Below are 17282 nucleotides of genomic sequence, written 5' to 3' on the forward strand. Positions count from 1 at the left end.
ACAGATGAGCCGGGCAGAAAAAAACCGCGCTTTGCCGGACTCCGGCGTAGCGACGGCAGGCATGCGGTAGCGTTGTCTGACGCCAATCTGATGCGCGGAACAAGGATCCCAAGTCCGCGCATGGGCTACTCAGATGCTGTGGGTTAGCGCTCGATAGCCAGGCCGACGCCTTGTCCGCCACCGATGCACAAAGTGGCCAGTCCCTTCTTGCCGTCGCGACGGATCAGCTCGTGCACCAGCGACACCAAAATCCGTGCCCCCGACGCGCCGATCGGATGGCCAAGGGCGATCGCGCCGCCGTTGACGTTGACTTTGCTGGTGTCCCAACCCAACTCTTTGCCAACCGCCAGTGCCTGGGCGGCGAAGGCTTCGTTGGCTTCGATCAGGTCCAGGTCCTCGACGCTCCAGCCGGCCTTTTGCAGGGTCAGGCGTGTAGCCGGGACAGGGCCGATGCCCATGATCGACGGGTCTACACCGGCGCTGGCATAGGCTTTGATCCGTGCCAGTACCGGAAGGCCGAGCGCTTGTGCTTTAGCGGCGCTGGCCAGCAACAGTACGGCAGCACCATCGTTGAGGGTCGAAGCGTTACCGGCGGTCACGCTGCCGTCTTTCTGGAATGCCGGTTTGAGTTTCGCCAAGGCTTGGGCAGTACTGTCGACACGCGGCTGTTCGTCGGTGTCGAAGACCAGTGGTTCGCCCTTGCGCTGAGGAATCAGGATCGGGGTGATTTCGCTCTGGAAGCGCCCGCCCTCAATGGCTGCTGCGGCTTTCTGTTGCGAGGCGGCAGCGAAGGTATCCTGTGCTTCACGAGAGATCTCGTACTTCTGCGCCAGATTCTCAGCGGTGATACCCATGTGGTAGTCGTTGAAGGCGTCCCACAGGCCATCCTGGATCATGCTGTCTTGCAGTTGCGCATGGCCCATACGCAAGCCGGTGCGTGCCTTGGGCAGAACGTAGGGGGCCAGACTCATATTTTCCTGACCGCCAGCGATTACCAGTTCCGCGTCGCCGCAACGGATTGCCTGGACGGCAAGATGGACCGCCTTGAGACCGGAGCCGCAGACCTTGTTCAAGGTCAGGGCAGGGGTGGTGTGTGGCAAGCCAGCCTTGATCGCTGTCTGGCGTGCCGGGTTCTGCCCAGCGCCGGCAGTGAGTACCTGGCCGAGGATCACTTCATCAATTTGAGCAGCATCGATACCCGTCTGCTCCAGCAAGCGGCGAATCACTGCGGCACCCAGTTCGGTCGCGGGAATTGCAGACAAAGCACCCTGGAAACTGCCAATGGCGGTACGAGTAGCGGCAACGATTACGACTTCGTTCATGCGTGACCTCATGGAAAAGACAAAATTCGTCGAGCAAACCAGGGCATTCATGCCCTGGTCAGGGTTACTGCATGTTCATGCCGCCGTTTACCGAGAAATCGGCACCGGTGCTGTAGGCGGACTCATCGGATGCCAGCCAGGCCACGATTGAGGCGATCTCTTCGGGTTGGCCAAGGCGACCAACCGGAGTTGCTGCGATCATGCCTTCGAGAATGTCCGGGCGAATTGCCGCGGTCATGGAGGTCTGGATGTAGCCTGGGGATACGGTATTGACGGTCACGCCCTTGCCGGAGACTTCCCGGGCCAGTGCCATGGTGAAACCATGGATGCCAGCCTTGGCGGCGGAGTAGTTGGTCTGGCCGAACTGGCCACGCTGACCGTTGATCGAGGAGATATTGATGATCCGCCCCCAGCCTTTGGACAACATGCCTTCAATGACCTGCTTGGTGGTGTTGAACAAGCCCGTCAGGTTGGTCCCGATCACGCTGTTCCAGTCTTCCGGGGTGAGCTTGCGAAAAGACGCGTCGCGGGTGATGCCGGCGTTGTTGACCAGCACATCGATCGGGCCGAATTGTTCACGAGCCATCTCGAAAGCCTTGCGGGTTGACTCCCAATCGGTGACGTCGCCATAGATGAATTCGAACTCGTAACCCGCCTCCAGTTGGCTGGCGCGCCAGTCGTTCTTGCGGCTGGAATCGGAGCTGCAGCCTACGATTACCTTGAATCCTTCCTTGTATAGACGTTGGCTGATTGCCGTACCGATACCGCCCATACCACCCGTTACCAAAGCAATGCGACTACGCGATTCCATACATCTACTCCATTTTTTTGCGCTGCAGGAGAGAAGATTGTTCGATATCGACGGGCCGTGCGGAAGTGTTTGAAGGTGACGTTCTCCTGTCCATCGGTGCCACGCGGGTGTTTTGGCCTGCTGGCAAAAAAATGAGAAGTACCCATACTTGGATCAACTCTTAAAACTCAATGGATAGTTAATATTCCTGAAACACTGTTGAAATATGTTCAGTGCATGTCAGTATCGGCTCCGGACAGGACGTTCGGTTCCATTGGTCAATGAGGACGCCATGTATAGAATGAGTTCGGGTTATGCCAGCATGCTGGCGAATACGTTTTTGGCCCAAGGACTGGATCTTGCTGGTCTGTGCCGCGAGGCGGGACTGGATGTCGGGTTCGTGGGTAGACCAGGAGCATTCTGCGAGCGAAGCATTATCTATCGTCTTTGGGACTTGGCTGCTCAGGCTTCGGATGATCTGAATATCGGTTTGAAAGCCTACGGGGAATTCCATCCCAGTAGTTTTCAGATCGTGGGCTACACGATGATGTCCAGTTCGAATCTGAAAAGAGCGCTTGAACGTCTGGTTCGTTTCAGCCCGTTGATTGGTACCGGATTCAGCCTTTTCCTTGTCAAGGAGCAGCAGCATTACCGATTGGCCAGTCTCGATCATCAGCAACATGGCTCGGTCAAACCCCGGCAATACACGGATGCAGCCTTGGCTTCGCTGCTGGGTTTCTGCCATTGGCTGGCAGGTGGCAAGTCACCGCAACCGTTGAGTGTGGAGTTCACTTATCCCGAACCTGAAGACACGTCGGAGCATCAGCGGCTTTTTGGCTGTCCGCTGAGTTTCGGGGCGGCTTATGACAGCATCTTGTTCGATGGCCAGGAGCTTCTGAGTCCATTGAGCATGGCCAACGAGGCGTTGGCCACACTCCATGACAGTTTTGCCGAGGCTCAATTGGACCTGTTGTCCGGTTACTCTATGGTTGGCAGGATTCGCGCGCTGATTACCGAGCGCTTGAGCCAGGGGCAAGGCCAAGGGCAATGTGATATGGAATCGATTGCGGCGGCACTGAATATCAGCAAGCGAACGCTTCAACGCGGCCTTGAGAAGGATGGCACGCAATTCAAGGACGTCCTGAACGATGTGCGTCGGCAGATGGCTGACTTCTATTTGCGCCATTCTCATTTCAACATGAAGCATGTGACTTACCTGCTCGGCTTTCATGATCACAGCAGCTTCCATAAGGCATGCACCCGTTGGTTCGGTATGACCCCCGGTCAGTATCGAACCGACGAGTTGTCGCCTGTGGTCGAAAAAGTCGCGCGGGTCCGATCCATGAACCTCATCGGTCTGTCCAGAGATCATAAGGTCGCAGGCTTCACCGAACGGATTCACCGCTAATCCCTTGTGAGGGGTCATTGAGGCTTGGGGCCTGTTGTACCTTTGCTCGCTTTGCGCTTCGGGGCTTTAACTACGATGGCGGGAGCGGGCAGTGGTGTAATCTGCGGCGCCGCAGGTGGCTGCGAAGGGGGCTCCTGCGCGATGACAACTGTTTCACCGGGTGGTTGGGTCAGGCTGAAACCTGGCAGGGGGACTTCGAGCAGCACGTGCAGTTCACGCCAGAATTCGCCTTCAGCTCCAACGGTCGCCAGCAGTTCAGGCATCAATTGCCCAACGGCTGTCAGGACCTGTTGGCGTTCCTTTGCCTCAGGTAGCAACAAGGGCAAGCTGCGCAAGCTTTCTTGCGGGTGGGCGAAAACCAGCAGGTTCTGCAATCGGATGGCTTCGCGCAGGGCCGTGGGCTCATTGCTGTAGTCCTGGACCAGCAGGTGCACCTGCTGGATCAGCTTCTCGATGCTTTCCTTGCCCGCCTTGTCGCTGTCGCGGCCCAGCAAAAACAGAATCCGCACCAATGCTTCCAGGGGGCCGCCATGAGGCAGAGCATCCTGCAAGCGTTCGATCAGGGCCTGGTCCAGCTGGTCGGCATGTGCCTGGAGATTTCGCACAGGCTTGTTGCTGGTGAGGGCACTCAGTGCGCCGTAAATACCGTAAAAACACAGCTCCTGAGTGGCGTCACGCACATCGCGATAAGCATTCAGAGCGTCTTGCATCTGGTTGGAAAACAACGCTTGCCAGGCCAGCAACGGGTTGTCTTTGCGTGCAGGATGACGATCATTGCTCACTTGGGAGGCGGTCCCGGCTAACCACCACAGCGCCGGATTCAGGCTGCTCCATAGCACTTGCTGCTGATGGAAGGGGTGCGCCCTGCGCAACAGTTCGGCAATTGGCTCGTTGACGATCTGACGCAGCCACGGACGTATGAACCCGTCGTAAAACGCGCTGTTGATTTCAGAGGCGCGCTCCACCAGAGAGAATTCGCGATCGTCATCACGGGCCGGCTCGACGTCATCATGGATATCGGCGATTCGCCTTGATTCGAAACGCACTCGGTATTGCATGTCATCGCTGCCTGAGGAGGTTGGCAGATCGTCAATCAACATTTCATACAGTCCCGCCGGCAGCGCCTTGATGGTTTCGACCGCGCCGAGCATCCCACGGTGTTCGCGCCGCGCCACTTTGCCGGAAACAAAAATCCCCAAATGGCCGATGCTGGCGTGCCGCAGGTAGACGATGGTGCGTCCTGCGTCATGCAAAGCGAGATCGCTGGGATAAACATCGGCGATCCAGTTCAATGCCTGCTGGGGAGGGGTGATGTTGTCTCCGTAGGAACAGAACACCACCACCGGTACTTCGATCCGTTTCAGGTCAATGCCACTGTTCTTGCGGCCGAGACCGCCGGACAATTGGTTGCCGATGAAAAGGTCATCGACAATCCTCTCAATCTCTTCGCCATTGAGCAGGGTCGGGCTGCCCCACCAGCGTTCGAAGTCGAGGAAGCGCGTAGCCTCGCTGTCGACCTGGCTGAACAACTGGTAGTACTTGGCCCAATAGGTGTTGGCCGGGTCCAGGTTTTCGAAATTGCTGACCAGCCAGGTACCGTCAAAGCGGCCATTGCCCAAGTCGCTGCCCAGGCGAGCCATCCAGCCGCCACCCAGCAGGCCTCCGGTATAGCGCATCGGATTGCGTCCATTGACACCGGCCCAGTATGACAAGGGGGCACCATTGATAATGATCAATCCCGGCAGTTCCGGTCGTGTTGCAGCCAGTCCCATCAACGCCCAGCCCGCCTGGCAGTTACCGATGATGATCGGCTCGCTGTTGGTCGGGTGACGGGCGCTGATGACTTCGATGAACCGGGCCTGGGCTTCGACGATATCGGCCAGGGTTTGCCCAGGCTGTGGCGAGTGACTGAAAGAGATGAAATAGGTGGGGTGGCCGGCTCTGAGGCTTTCACCTAATACCGAATCCTGTTTGAAGCCGCCGATTCCCGAGCCGTGGCCGCCGCGTGGGTCAATGATGATCACCGGCTGGCCATTGCTGTCGATTCTTTGCTCTGGTCCGGGGAGGATTCGCAACAGTGAATAGTTGACCGGGCGTGGGAGGTCGGAGCCGGCGACCAGGGTTTCATGATCGAACTTGAGCAGCAGAGGATACCCGGCGCGTTCATGGGCCAGCGTATTGTCGCCGCGCTGGCGCAGGGTGTCCCAGAACAGCAGGCTGCGTTGGCCGAGGTCGGTGAAGTATTCCTGCCAGTCAGTGGGCGTGGGTTGTCTGAGTTGACCCCGCTTCAGGGGCGCGAGGGTTTTTTCCTGGCGCTGGCGCAAAGCATCAAGGACGTTCAGGGTGTTGAGGTGCTGCAGATGACTCAGGTGTTCGAACAGGCCGCGTTGAGAGGAGGGTTTTTCATATTGCGATGCAATAATATCTTCCTGGCCCATGGTGATCTCCTGGCGTTATGCATGAGAAGCAGCTGCCTGCGCCTCTTTAGTAAAGAGGGCTTGGCTGGCTGTTCGATGTTAGGAGTCTATAGCGAATGGAGGCAGGAGAAGAAATATTTTTGTGCGCTGCACAAAAAGTCATTGCCAAACGAATTTGTGCGCTGCAATATTAAGGCTAACGCGATGACCGGCAGGATCGCTATCGCGTCCTCAGGCCCATGTCGGCTTTTCAGAATCAGGAGATTCAAGCATGTCTTTTTTCAACTCGGAAAAATTGCAAGACGCTCAGAAAGCCAACCTCGACCTCCTGCAGCAAATCAGTGGCAAAGTCTTCGCCAGCGTTGAACAGCTCACCCAATTGCAGTTCAAGACTCTGCAGGCCTCCACCGAGGAGCAGTTCGACGGCATTCGCAAGCTGCTGGCAGTCCGTGATCTACAAGGGCTCGCTGAGCTCCAGACTTCTTTCACCCAGCCAAATGTGCAAGCCGAACGCCTGGCTGAGTTCAATCGCCAAGTGCAAGCGTTGATTGTCGGCACTCACTCGGAAATCGCCAAACTGACCTCGCGTCAGGTCGAAGTGGGCACCCAGCAGGTGCAAGAGTTCGTTGAAGTGATCAGCAAGAATGCACCGGCTGGCTCCGAGCCTGTTGTGGCCGCGTTCAAGTCGTCGCTGGCGAATGCCGGTACCGTTTTTGAAAGCGCACAGAACGCCGTAAAACAGGCTGCTGACGTTGCCCAGAGCGGTTTTGACGCAGCGACCGCCGCAGCCGGCAAAACCGCTCCTGGTGCCAAGGCTACAAGCGGTAACAAGTAAGTCACATTAGGGCGGTTACACTGATGGCGATGGGTTTACTCCCCATCGCCATTTTTTTTCGGCCCGCCACCGGCACCTGGCTTGCCTGGTGGCATGCCGCCGAACAGGCCGAAGAGGTTCTGAGTGTTCAGGTAGAGGTTTTTTGACTGGTCGACATACTGGCGCATCAAATCCTGCATGACCGGTGCTTGCTGGTGCATGAACTTGCTCCAGGCTTCAGAGGACTGAGCGCCGGTCTGGGACTGGATGTCGATGACCGTCTGGATGCTTTTATCCAGGTAGCTGCCGAGGACGCTCTGGTAGGGACCGTAGAACTGGATAATCCCCATGAGCATCTCGCTGGAGAATATCGGCTCACCGCCACTTTCGGCTTCCAGAATGACCTGCAGCAAAATACTTCGGGTCAGATCCTCGCCAGTCTTGGCGTCGACCACCTCGAACGGAATTTTATCGACGACCAATTGGCGTATATCCGCAAGGGTCAAATGACTGCTGGTGTGCGTGTCATACAGACGGCGATTCGGGTACTTCTTGATCAGACGGGTGGTGTTCCGACTGTTATCTGTCATGCGGGGCTACTCACAGCAAATCTGATTTGCAGGCATCTTATCTTACTCTGACCACTGCCACTCCAATGCGTCGCCTCACGCGGCACGCGCTGGGTGGTCAGCGTAAGAGCTTTCTCCATCTTTTGAGTGCTGAGCTTGCGAGGCTGGCCACTTCGAGGCAGGGCCGTTCAATCTCTCAAGTGGATAAGCGGCGTTTTTTTACGCACGCGTTAGAGGCTTCTCCCGCGCATCAGCGATGTCATTCGCGGTTGCTAAATCTTGTACGGTATCATGATGTAATACCGCTAATAATAAACAACTCAGCACCCTCAAAGCCTTATTTCCAAGACCCACCCCGGCCACCTTGGAGTGGTCCCGCATTGAATCCTTGTTCAGCGCTGCAGGGGCCATAACCATCGAAGGTAATGGATCGCGGGTACGTTTTGAACTGAACGGAGTGGTCGCCACCTTCCACCGGCCCCACCCCGACAAAGAAGCCAAGCCCTATCAGATGCGTGACGCCCGGGCTTTCCTTGAGCAAGCAGGAGTTACCCCGTGAACGTAATGAACTACAACGGCTATTCAGCCCGGATCGAGTACAGCGACGAAGACGGCCTGTTCGTCGGCCACATTGCGGGCATCAAGGATGTTGTCGGGTTTCACGGCGAGTCAGTCAAAGAACTTCGCAACGCATTCGAAGAGGCCGTCACCGATTATCTGGAGACTTGCGCCAAACTCGGCCGCACCCCACAGAAACCCTATTCAGGCCATCTCAGTCTGCGCCTGGCCCCAGCCCTTCACGCGACGGTTGCTGTGAAAGCTCAGTTAGCCCACAAAAGTATCAATCAGTGGGTTGCGGATGTTCTTGATCGCGAGGCGCATGCTTAAGCAGTGAACAAGCCGATCCGGCTGTAGACTGCCCAATTTCTTCGAACGGAATCGACATCATGCTCCATCCTCGCGCCAGCTTTCGCGGCGCAGCCAAGCTCATCACGGCTGTGTCGATAGTTGCCACGTCATCACTGGCCCTCGCATCCGCCCCTGCAACTTTTCCCGACGCTGAAGCCAGTGACCCCGCCAAACTCGGCTGGATGGTCGGTTCGCCACCCCCTGCTGATCGCACCGTGCGATTTGAAGACGGCAGCTATTTCCAGTTCCCGGCAATGCGCTGGAGTGTTGCGAATTTCCGGCAATTGATGCCGACGATCAACGTTTCACGCGGCCTGGGTGCTCCGGTTCCTCTGGAGATAGCACTACGCAAGGATATCGACGGGATCAGTTTCGTCCCCCTTGGCGCCAGGGCGCCGATGACCTGGGAGCAATCCCTCGCGGCCACTTACACCGATGGCATTGTGGTGATGCACCGCGGGAAAGTTGTCTACGAACGTTACTTCGGCGTGTTGAAGCCGGACGGCCAGCACGCTGCGATGTCCGTGACCAAGTCTGTGATCGGCACGCTGGGCGCCATGTTGGTGGCGCAGGGGCGCATCGATGCTGGCAAGCAGGTCGCCGAATATGTGCCGGAGCTGACGGATTCTGCGTTTGGCAGCGCCACGGTACGGCAGGTGCTCGACATGACCACGGGCCTCAAATACAGCGAGGACTACGCGGACCCGGATGCCGAGGTCTGGGCCCATGCCAGGGCAGGCAACCCGTTGCCCAAACCCAAGGGTTATGGGGGCCCTCGCAGTTACTACGAATTTTTGCAGACGGTGCAACCGCAAGGTGAGCACGGCAAGGCGTTCGCCTACAAAACCGTCAACACCGACGTGTTGGGCTGGGTCATTGCCCGTGCCACCGGTCGCAATGTTGCACAACTGCTGTCGGAGAACATCTGGAGCCGGTTGGGTGCCGAACAGGACGCCTGGTTCACCGTGGACTCCATCGGCACGCCGTTCGCCGGTGGTGGCCTGAATACGGGGTTGAGGGATCTGGCGCGTTTTGGCGAGATGCTGCGTAACGGCGGTCGGTTCAACGGTCAGCAGATCGTGCCAGAGGCAGTGATCAACGATATCCGTGGCGGCGGTGATAGGCAGGCTTTCGCCAAGGCGGGGTACACATTGCTCAAAGACTGGAGTTACCGGTCGATGTGGTGGGTGACGGACAAGGAGGGCGGGGCATTCATGGCGCGTGGGGTCCATGGGCAGCGCATCTATGTCGACCCGAAGGCCGAGATGGTCATCGTCCGCTACGCATCCCATCCGGTGGCCGGCAACTCGGCCAATGATCCCGTCACTTTGCCGGCGTTCGATGCGTTGGCTGAATATCTGAACAGGAAGGAGCACCCATGATCATCACCACGACCCACTCTATCGAAGGCCGGCAAATTACCGCCTATCTGGACATCGTCAGCGCCGAGTCGGTGCAAGGGATCAACGTTGTTCGAGACGTATTTGCCGGCATGCGCGACTTTTTCGGTGGGCGCTCCCAGACACTGGAACGAGCGTTGAAAGAAGCACGCATTCAGGCCACCGATGAGATCAAGGAGCGGGCGCAGGCGCTTCAGGCGGACGCGGTGGTCGGGCTTGATTATGAGATCAGCATGCCGGCCGGCAGGGGCGGGATGGTCGTGGTGTTTGTGACCGGGACTGCGGTCAAGTTGAGGTGAAAGCTGAGAAGCCATTCGTCGGTCACGGAGAAAGCCGAACGGCAGGTCCGTTAGTGACCGGCTAGTCTCAAAAACCTTGGCGATCGATATTACTTCAGGCAAAGGGCTTGCCGATGTCGATCGCGCTTTTTGAAAGGGGTGAAGAGATGGCTGATCCGTATATCGAGGACGATGGCGCAGAATTTCCGATCAACAATTCCGTGCGGTGTGGTCAGACCCAGTATGTGGCCAGTTTCGGCGAGGACCAGACTGAGGTCGACAAGATCAAGACCAGGGCGTGCCGGGTATTGAAGGGCAAATTTTTACCCAAGGTGACAGCGCCGGTCAGGAAGTAACCGAGCGTCAGGCAGACCCCGTTATAGAGCGGGGTTTTTCATGCCTGAAAAGTTTTATGACAATTTTTTTGAAAAGGGTGATTTTTCACAAACTTTTCACAGCTCCCTCCTTAATCTCGACTCATCCGTTAGAAAGCAACACCTGGCCCGTTTCCCCAGCGGGCTTTTTTTTGTCCGTCATAAAACCTTTTTCAAAAATGCTGTCCAACCGTCGCCAATCGCGAAGTTGGACCGGCGTGCTGGACTTTATCCGCGCAAAAGCATTCAATCTCGCCCCCTTTTTTGTGTACCCCTATTTTTTGAGGTTTTTGTCATGCGTTTAACACTGCCTGCTCTGGTTCTGGGGCTTCTGGTTGCTCAAGGTGCAATGGCTGGTGACGGCACTGCCGCGCTGGGCGGTGGCTTGGGCGGCGCGTTGGGTAACGTGGTCGGCCAGAAAATGGGCGGCAGCACTGGCGCAGCGATTGGTGCGGGCGTTGCTGGCGCGGCGGGCAGTGCAGTTGCCGCCAAAAAAGGTCATCGCACCAGCGCTGCTATCGGTGGCGGTGTTGGCGCGGCCGGTGGTTCGGTGATCGGCAATAGCCTTGGCGGCAAGTCCGGTGCCACCATCGGTGCAGGCCTGGGCGGTGCGTTGGGCGGCGGCGTAGGCAGCAACCTGGCCAATGGTCACAAGCGTCACTGATCCTGATTCGGATTTGAACAAAGCCCGGCTTGATGCCGGGCTTTTTCATTTATGAACGTTTCACGCCGCAGCAACTCAAATCTTCCATACCCTGGAAGAATGCGAGGCGTGCCATGAACCCGAAAGCCAACGGCAAAAAAAAAGGAAGCCTGAATGCTCGACTATTGATGGTGCCTGCGATTGTTTTTGGATTGCTGGTCTCTCAGGTGGCGCTGGCGGGAGGTAATGGAGATGCCGCGGTAGGCGGTGGTCTTGGTGGGGTGCTGGGCAACGTTGTCGGTGGCCAGGTGGGAGGCAGTACGGGCGCAGCGATTGGTGCAGGTGTCGGCGGAGCGGCCGGTAGTGCCATTGCCGCGCCCAAGCGCAGTCGCACCGAGGCGGCGGTAGGCGGTGGTTTGGGCGCGGCGGGTGGATCGGTGGTCGGCAACAGTCTTGGCGGCTCGACCGGATCGGCCATCGGGGCCGGTATTGGCGGTGCAGCCGGCGGTGCGGTCGGCAATGATCTGGGGAGTGACAGTGGCCATTCCCATCCCGGTAAAGGTTATAAACACTCGAACAAGCACCACAAAAAGCATCACTAGTTGAGCGAGGCATCCCATGACTGCAAAAAGTGAAGGCAAGGAAGAAAAGGGCCCGAGCGGACTGCCATCCATCAACGATCCCGGCAATGAAGATCCGGGATCGTTGATGGATGATGCGACGGTGCCGCTTAACGATGCTGATGATTTGGGCGATGTGGGGAATATCGAGTTTGAAGATGAGGAAGAGGACGAAGATTGATCGAGACGTGCTGGCGGATTGACCGGTTGTCCAGTCCTCGCCAGGTCGTGGCCTGCAATTCAGGTCACACGAGAGGTGCGATATGAAGATTGACCGGAACGTCCCCGACGTTGATGAAACACCGGAGTATCCGCTGCCGTCGCCTACCGACTCCTTGAGCCGCGACCAACGACCGCCGGACGATGATGATGCAGGTGTGGAGCTGGTTCCGAGCGACGAGGATATTGAGGCCGATCCAGAAGAACGGGACGATGGCGCGGGTGAGTCAGCCATTACGAAGCGACAGTGAGCAAGCCCGGGTCCCGATGACTTCTTTAAGGTGTCGATCCGAGGGATTCAAAACCGGTTCAAAAAAATCCCGGGGCTCCCGTGAGTTTCCGCGATACACGTATTTATTTGACGGTGTTGGGGAGGGCACATCAGGCTCCCCCTCATCAACCTTTGCCCCTCCCTCTCCATACGGCGCCGAGCATCCCGGCTGGTTCGCGTGCGGGCAATTCCCGCTCGACCCCAACGGATCCACCCACCCCGTTGGGTTTCGGGTGTACCGATACGGGTTCAACCCTCCGGCCAACTTGACCGGATCCGGCGTCAGATAACGACCGATGTCCGGATGGTAGTAGCGATGCCGGTTGTAGTGCAGGCCGCTCTCCGCGTCGAAGTATTGCCCCTGAAACCGTAGCGGCTGTTCGAGTCGTTCGCCGTCGCCGTGGCTCACTTCGCGGAGTTTGCCGTGGGCGGTGTACTTGGCCGACCAGACGATAGCACCGCCGTAGCTGGTCAGGTCCTGCGGGGTGCCGAGGTGGTCGAGTTGGAAGTAGAACGGGCAGGCGTCTGCCCGGCCTTTGCCGTCGAGCAGCGCCAGCGGGCGGAAGCAGCCGGGTTCGTAAACGTAACTGCGGTAGTGCCGGGGAGCGCTTTCGGAGATGAGCTGGTCGCCTTGCCAGAAGAATTGCGTGGTCTGGCCGTCGACGGTTTTGCGGATGCGTCGGCCGAAGGCGTCGTAGCGGTAGCTGACACTTTTACCGTCCGGGTTGCGGACGCCGATCAGGCGGTGCTGGCTGTCGTAGGAGTATTCGGTGACCTGGGTCGGCGTACCGCGGCGTTCGCGGACCAGGTTGCCGAAGGCGTCGTAGTCATAGTGGCTTTCGTAGCGGCAGCGCAGTCGGTTGCCCTGGAGCACGCACGGGCCCGGGCGGTCGTGAATCAGCAGGTTGCCGGCCGGGTCGTGGGTGAAGTTCTCCGCGAACTGGTCGCGGGGGTGGCGTACGCCGGTCAGGCGGTCGAGCGCATCGTATTGATAGTGGCGTTGGCCGTGACGGCTGTCGGCAATCTGCAGGAGATTGCCCTTGGCGCTGTAGGCATACTCGCGGCGGTACAGCGGTCGTTGCTTTTGGCTGACGGTATGGGCTTGCAAACGGCCCTGCTCGTCGTAGGCATAATCGCTGAGCAGCAGGCCCTGTTGGCGTTGCTGTTCGCGCCCGCCGACAAAACGATGGCTGGTCAGACGCGTACCGTTGAGGTCGATGGCAGTCAGGGCGCCGCCCCGGGCACGGTGGTAATCGAGCACACAGCCGTCCGGCAGGCGCAGGCGCTTGAGCCGACCGCAGGTGTCGTAGCCATAACGCAGGGTGCTCCAGCCCTGATGCTCGGTGATCAGCCGGTCCAGGCGGTCGTATTCGAACTCCAGCGGATGGTCCTGGCCGTCGTCGACGCTGACCAGCCGCCCGAGGCTGTCGTAGCGGTACTCGACCTTGATCCCGTCGGGCAGGGTCTTGAGCAATAAACGTCCGGCGCTGTCGCGTTGGTACTGCGTGACGAGTTGCGCACCGTCGTCGCCGAACTCGGTTTTCTCCAGCAACTGGCCATTGCGGTCATAGGCATACGCGGTACGACGGCCATCGAAGCCGGTTTCCTGTCGGATCAATCCGCCCGGCGTGTAGTCCAGCCGATAGGTGTCGCCGACCTCGTTTTCGATCTCGGTGAGCAACAATTGCGCATGGTCGTAGCGGTACTTCAGCGCGCTGCCTTCGGGGTTGATCCGGCGGCTGACCAAGTGCAGGTCGTCGGCGTATTCGTAACGGGTCACCCGTCCCAGTTCGTCGGTTTCGGCGGTGACCTGGCCGTAGGCGTTGTAGCGATAGGCGCGTCGGGCGCCGGTGGGCAGCGTGATCCGGCTCAGTCGGCCCACCGCGTCCCACTCATAGCCGGTGACGGTGCCGTGTTCGTCTTGCCGGGTAATCCGCCGGCCCAAGGCATCGTAGGAAAAAGTGCGCTGAGCACCGTCCGGCAGGATCTCCTCCAGCAATAGCCCCAAGGCATTCCAGACAAACCGGTGACCGCTCTGGTCGGGGAAGCGGATCGTCAGCAAGCGCCCCTGCGGGTCGTAGATATAGCGAGTGATTTGCCCGTCTGGACCGGTGATGGCAGTGATGTCTCCTTGGGCATTGCGCTGGCAGGTCCACGTCGCCTGACCCTGGGTGCGGGTGTGCAGCAAACCGTGGCGATACTCGTAGGACGTGGGCGCCGCATCCGTTGCAAGCAGCGCTATCGGCCGACCGACTTCGTCATAATGGTATTCGGTGACGGCGCCGAGGGCGTCCTGCTCGGCGATCAGATGGCCCTTATCGTCATAGGCCTTGTGCTGCTCACCGCCGTCCAGTCCAACCTGGCGCACCAGTCGCGCGCGGTCGTCATGAACGTAAACCTCTTCGCTACCGTCGGCGTTGTTCACCGTCACGCAGCCTTGATCGTCCCAGACGCAATGCGCCTCCATCTGCGCAAACGAAGCCCAGTGACGAATGCAGCGGGCGGCTTTGCCGGAGCGTTCCCACGCCCAGAAAAAACTCGCGCCGCCGGCCAATTGCCGTTGCAGGATGACGTGTTGCCCGTCGTAGTCGTAACGCTCGCTTTCACCCGCCGCATTGGTTGCCTCGATCAAACGCTGGCGGGCGTCGTAGCGGTAGCTGGCCAGTGTCTGCTCGGTGCGCCAGGTGGACGCCTCGGGGTCACTGTGCTGAAACACCTGATAGTCGATGGCCACCAGGTGCTTGAGGTCGTAACGCAGCAACATGGCGCGGTGGGCGCCATTGTCCAGGCGTTGGATCCGGTCAAAGCGGTCCCGCTGCACCGTCAGGCGGTTGCCGTAGGCGTCGCTGATCGCGCTGAGCCGGCCGTCATGAAAGTGGTAGAACCGCGCGCGGTCGCCGGCCAGGGAGAGGATCAGTTCGTCCGGCTCCTCGCCGAGGTAAATCGCCGCCCGCGACAGGTTGTTGTGGATCATCGGGCGCTCCGCCGTCGGCCGTGGAAACGGCGTGCGGCGGTTTTCGGGGTCGATCCACAGCACCCGCTCGCCGTGGAGTTCCAGGTGCTGGGACAGCGAATGGCTCCAGCCAAAACCGAGGCCGCTGTCGAGCTCGACGGCACTGGTGCGATAGACGCGGGTGAAGTCGAACGGCAGGATCCCGTCGAGGGTGCCGTCGGTGAGGGTCAGCAGTTCTTCGCCGGTTACCATCGACACCGAGCAGTTGTGGGTGGCAGTGCGCTCGACGGTGTCAGCACTGTCGCCGTTGGGGTTTTTCGCCTGTCTGGAGGCGTCGTCGTGGTGTTCATGCTTGCCGGTGCGACGTGTCAGAGGGCCGCTCGCGGGGCATGCCAATACCTTTTGGGGATCGAACATCTGCAGTCTTTCGCTTGGCGGAATGTGGAGCGCGAAACTCTGCTGGGGATCGGCAAGGAAAGAAGTCGGGAAAGGTGGCGCTTACTGTAGGGCGATTCGCTAAATCACGGAGGGCCATTCGGCGTCGATCGGGATTTCCTCATTGCTCTAAGCCAGCGGCGCTCGCTATGCTGCTGAACCCTTTAATCCATTCGGGCATCGGCCGTACCTGCGCTGCCCGGGATGCCTTGGAAAACGGATCAGATGCGATGAATGCACCACTGAAAGCATTCGGCCCGATCAAGGCCGTGATTTTCGATATGGACGGCTTGTTGCTGGATACAGAGGGCATCTACACCGAAGTCACGTCCATCATTGCCGCGCGTTACGGCCGGACGTTCGACTGGAGCATCAAACAGAACATCATTGGCCGGGGCGCGGGCGATCTGGCGAGCTATGTGGTTCAAGCGCTGGACTTGCCGATCACGGCGCAAGAGTTTCTGGTGATCCGTGAGCCGCTGATGCGCGAGCGCTTTCCTGCCGCGCAGGCAATGCCCGGCGCACAGGAGCTGGTACGGCATCTGAAGGCCAACAACATTCCCATTGCAGTGGGCACCAGTTCTTCGAGCCAGTCGTTCGGCCAGAAAACCACCTTGCATCGCGACTGGTTCGCCTTGTTCGACTTCATCGTCACCGCCGATGACCCCGAAGTGGGCGCGGCCAAGCCGGCACCGGATATTTTCCTGACGGCGGCGCGACGTCTGGGTGTTGCACCGGAAGATTGCCTGGTGTTCGAGGATTCGCCCTTCGGTGTGACCGCGGCGAAAGCGGCGGGGATGACGGCGATTGCGATCCCGGATGCGGCAATGGCCGACGCCAGGTACGCACACGCCGATGGCATTCTTCGTACGTTGAAGGCGTTCGAGCCAAGTGCTTTTGGTTTGCCGACGCTTGAGTGGACCTAGCTGAAAAGACGGGTCGACTCTGGCAAATGTGGGAGCGGCGGTGCGGCGATCCCACATTTATTGCAGTTGGCTGACACGCATCAGGCGCCAAAACCACCGTCGATGGTCAGGCTGGCTCCCGTGATGTAGCCGGCTTCAGGGCTGACGAGGTAGGCGACGAAGCTGGCGATCTCTTCGGCCTTGCCGTAACGGCCCACGGCCATCAACGGGATCAGGCTTTCCGCAAAGTCACCCTCGGCCGGGTTCATGTCGGTGTCGACCGGGCCTGGTTGCACGTTATTGATGGTGATGCCTTGCGGGCCGAGATCACGGGCCAGGCCTTTGGTCAGGCCGACCAGCGCCGACTTGCTCATGGCGTAGGGGCCGCCACCGGCGAAGGGCATGCGATCGGCGTTGGTGCTGCCGATGTTGATGATGCGACCGCCTTCGGTCATGTGCCGGGCGGCGGCCTGGGTGGCGATGAACACGCTGCGTACGTTGATGGCCAGGGTCTGGTCGAAGTCTTCGAGTTTGAACTCGGCCAGCGGTGCGACGGCCAGTACGCCAGCGTTGTTGACCAGGATATCCAGGCGACCGAAGGCTTCTACCGTGGCGGACACGGCACCGCGGATGGCGTCGGCGTCGGCGCTGTCGGCCTTGATGGCCAAGGCCTTTCCGCCCTTGGCGGTGATGCTGTCTTGCAGTTCTTCGGCCTTGACCGTGGAGCTGACGTAAGTGAAGGCAACGGTCGCGCCTTCAGCAGCCAGGCGCTTGACGATGGCGGCGCCGATACCGCGGGAGCCACCTTGAATCAATGCCACTTTGCCGCTGAGGTTCTGAGTAGTCATGTCGATCTCCAAGTCCCGAGGCGAGATGTCCCGGTTGATGGAGCCTAGTATCGATTCAGGATTACCTGCTGTGTAGACCATAATTGCGATAGTCTGTGTAAACCAAA

18 protein-coding genes are annotated in these 17282 nt (G+C 59.1%); 12 read left to right on the forward strand and 6 right to left on the reverse strand.

The window, feature by feature from the left end; genetic code table 11:
• Nucleotides 1–143: 143 nt before the first annotated feature.
• Nucleotides 144–1322 carry an acetyl-CoA C-acetyltransferase gene (locus tag AC3IT6_RS08630; protein WP_150724624.1) on the reverse strand — a complete coding sequence of 393 codons (1179 nt, stop codon included), beginning with the start codon at nucleotides 1320–1322 and terminating at the stop codon, nucleotides 144–146.
• Nucleotides 1323–1386: 64 nt separating this feature from the next.
• Entirely contained in the window at nucleotides 1387–2133 is a 747-nt protein-coding gene (gene phbB, locus AC3IT6_RS08635) for an acetoacetyl-CoA reductase (protein ID WP_007988010.1), read from the reverse strand.
• Nucleotides 2134–2404: 271 nt separating this feature from the next.
• Here phbB and AC3IT6_RS08640 point away from each other — a divergent pair, with 271 nt between their 5' ends.
• Entirely contained in the window at nucleotides 2405–3520 is a 1116-nt protein-coding gene (locus AC3IT6_RS08640; RefSeq protein ID WP_489354894.1) for an AraC family transcriptional regulator, read from the forward strand.
• A 14-nt stretch (nucleotides 3521–3534) separates the two neighbouring features.
• Here the strand turns inward: AC3IT6_RS08640 and AC3IT6_RS08645 are convergent, their stop codons facing one another.
• On the reverse strand, nucleotides 3535–5958 hold the full coding sequence (locus AC3IT6_RS08645; protein WP_489354895.1) for a DUF3141 domain-containing protein: 2424 nt from the start codon (nucleotides 5956–5958) through the stop codon (nucleotides 3535–3537).
• A 250-nt stretch (nucleotides 5959–6208) separates the two neighbouring features.
• On the opposite strand from AC3IT6_RS08645, the gene phaP reads away from it, so the two are divergent.
• Nucleotides 6209–6772 (forward strand): TIGR01841 family phasin, encoded by a 564-nt coding sequence (gene phaP, locus AC3IT6_RS08650; RefSeq protein WP_007988015.1) that lies wholly within the window; start codon nucleotides 6209–6211, stop codon nucleotides 6770–6772.
• Nucleotides 6773–6807: 35 nt separating this feature from the next.
• On the opposite strand, the gene phaR is transcribed toward phaP, so the two are convergent.
• Entirely contained in the window at nucleotides 6808–7341 is a 534-nt protein-coding gene (gene phaR, locus AC3IT6_RS08655; RefSeq protein WP_116265289.1) for a polyhydroxyalkanoate synthesis repressor PhaR, read from the reverse strand.
• Between the two features lie 343 nt (nucleotides 7342–7684).
• Between phaR and AC3IT6_RS08660 the strand changes: the two genes are divergently transcribed.
• From AC3IT6_RS08660 to AC3IT6_RS08700, 9 genes are all read left to right on the forward strand, one after another.
• A complete protein-coding gene (locus AC3IT6_RS08660) occupies nucleotides 7685–7879 on the forward strand; it encodes a type II toxin-antitoxin system HicA family toxin (protein WP_489354896.1) in 195 nt (64 codons plus the stop codon).
• A complete protein-coding gene (locus AC3IT6_RS08665) occupies nucleotides 7876–8208 on the forward strand; it encodes a type II toxin-antitoxin system HicB family antitoxin (RefSeq protein WP_489354897.1) in 333 nt (110 codons plus the stop codon). Before AC3IT6_RS08660 ends, AC3IT6_RS08665 begins: the two co-directional genes overlap by 4 nt.
• A 59-nt stretch (nucleotides 8209–8267) precedes the next feature.
• Entirely contained in the window at nucleotides 8268–9611 is a 1344-nt protein-coding gene (locus tag AC3IT6_RS08670; RefSeq protein WP_489354898.1) for a serine hydrolase domain-containing protein, read from the forward strand.
• The gene (locus AC3IT6_RS08675) at nucleotides 9608–9928 is read left to right on the forward strand and encodes a YbjQ family protein (RefSeq protein ID WP_151213304.1); all 321 of its coding nucleotides are present in this window, start codon (nucleotides 9608–9610) and stop codon (nucleotides 9926–9928) included. Before AC3IT6_RS08670 ends, AC3IT6_RS08675 begins: the two co-directional genes overlap by 4 nt.
• A gap of 146 nt (nucleotides 9929–10074) precedes the next feature.
• Nucleotides 10075–10263, forward strand: a complete 189-nt coding sequence (locus tag AC3IT6_RS08680) for a hypothetical protein (RefSeq protein ID WP_032829518.1) — start codon at nucleotides 10075–10077, stop codon at nucleotides 10261–10263.
• Between the two features lie 313 nt (nucleotides 10264–10576).
• Nucleotides 10577–10945 (forward strand): hypothetical protein, encoded by a 369-nt coding sequence (locus tag AC3IT6_RS08685; protein WP_007988063.1) that lies wholly within the window; start codon nucleotides 10577–10579, stop codon nucleotides 10943–10945.
• A 167-nt stretch (nucleotides 10946–11112) separates the two neighbouring features.
• Nucleotides 11113–11526, forward strand: a complete 414-nt coding sequence (locus tag AC3IT6_RS08690; RefSeq protein WP_489356501.1) for a glycine zipper domain-containing protein — start codon at nucleotides 11113–11115, stop codon at nucleotides 11524–11526.
• A 16-nt stretch (nucleotides 11527–11542) separates the two neighbouring features.
• Nucleotides 11543–11725 carry a hypothetical protein gene (locus tag AC3IT6_RS08695; protein ID WP_442100922.1) on the forward strand — a complete coding sequence of 61 codons (183 nt, stop codon included), beginning with the start codon at nucleotides 11543–11545 and terminating at the stop codon, nucleotides 11723–11725.
• 82 nt (nucleotides 11726–11807) lie between these two features.
• Nucleotides 11808–12014, forward strand: coding sequence for a hypothetical protein (locus tag AC3IT6_RS08700; RefSeq protein ID WP_489354899.1), 207 nt, complete (start codon nucleotides 11808–11810; stop codon nucleotides 12012–12014).
• Here AC3IT6_RS08700 and AC3IT6_RS08705 read toward each other — a convergent pair.
• Nucleotides 11991–15239 carry an RHS repeat-associated core domain-containing protein gene (locus tag AC3IT6_RS08705; RefSeq protein ID WP_489356503.1) on the reverse strand — a complete coding sequence of 1083 codons (3249 nt, stop codon included), beginning with the start codon at nucleotides 15237–15239 and terminating at the stop codon, nucleotides 11991–11993. The two genes, AC3IT6_RS08700 and AC3IT6_RS08705, sit on opposite strands and share 24 nt — an antisense overlap.
• 413 nt (nucleotides 15240–15652) lie before the next feature.
• Between AC3IT6_RS08705 and AC3IT6_RS08710 the strand changes: the two genes are divergently transcribed.
• On the forward strand, nucleotides 15653–16348 hold the full coding sequence (locus AC3IT6_RS08710; RefSeq protein ID WP_489354900.1) for an HAD-IA family hydrolase: 696 nt from the start codon (nucleotides 15653–15655) through the stop codon (nucleotides 16346–16348).
• 80 nt (nucleotides 16349–16428) lie between these two features.
• On the opposite strand, the gene AC3IT6_RS08715 is transcribed toward AC3IT6_RS08710, so the two are convergent.
• Entirely contained in the window at nucleotides 16429–17175 is a 747-nt protein-coding gene (locus AC3IT6_RS08715; protein ID WP_489354901.1) for a 3-oxoacyl-ACP reductase family protein, read from the reverse strand.
• Nucleotides 17176–17282 lie beyond the last annotated feature (107 nt).

It is taken from the genome of Pseudomonas sp. KH_017 (genome assembly GCF_057840285.1).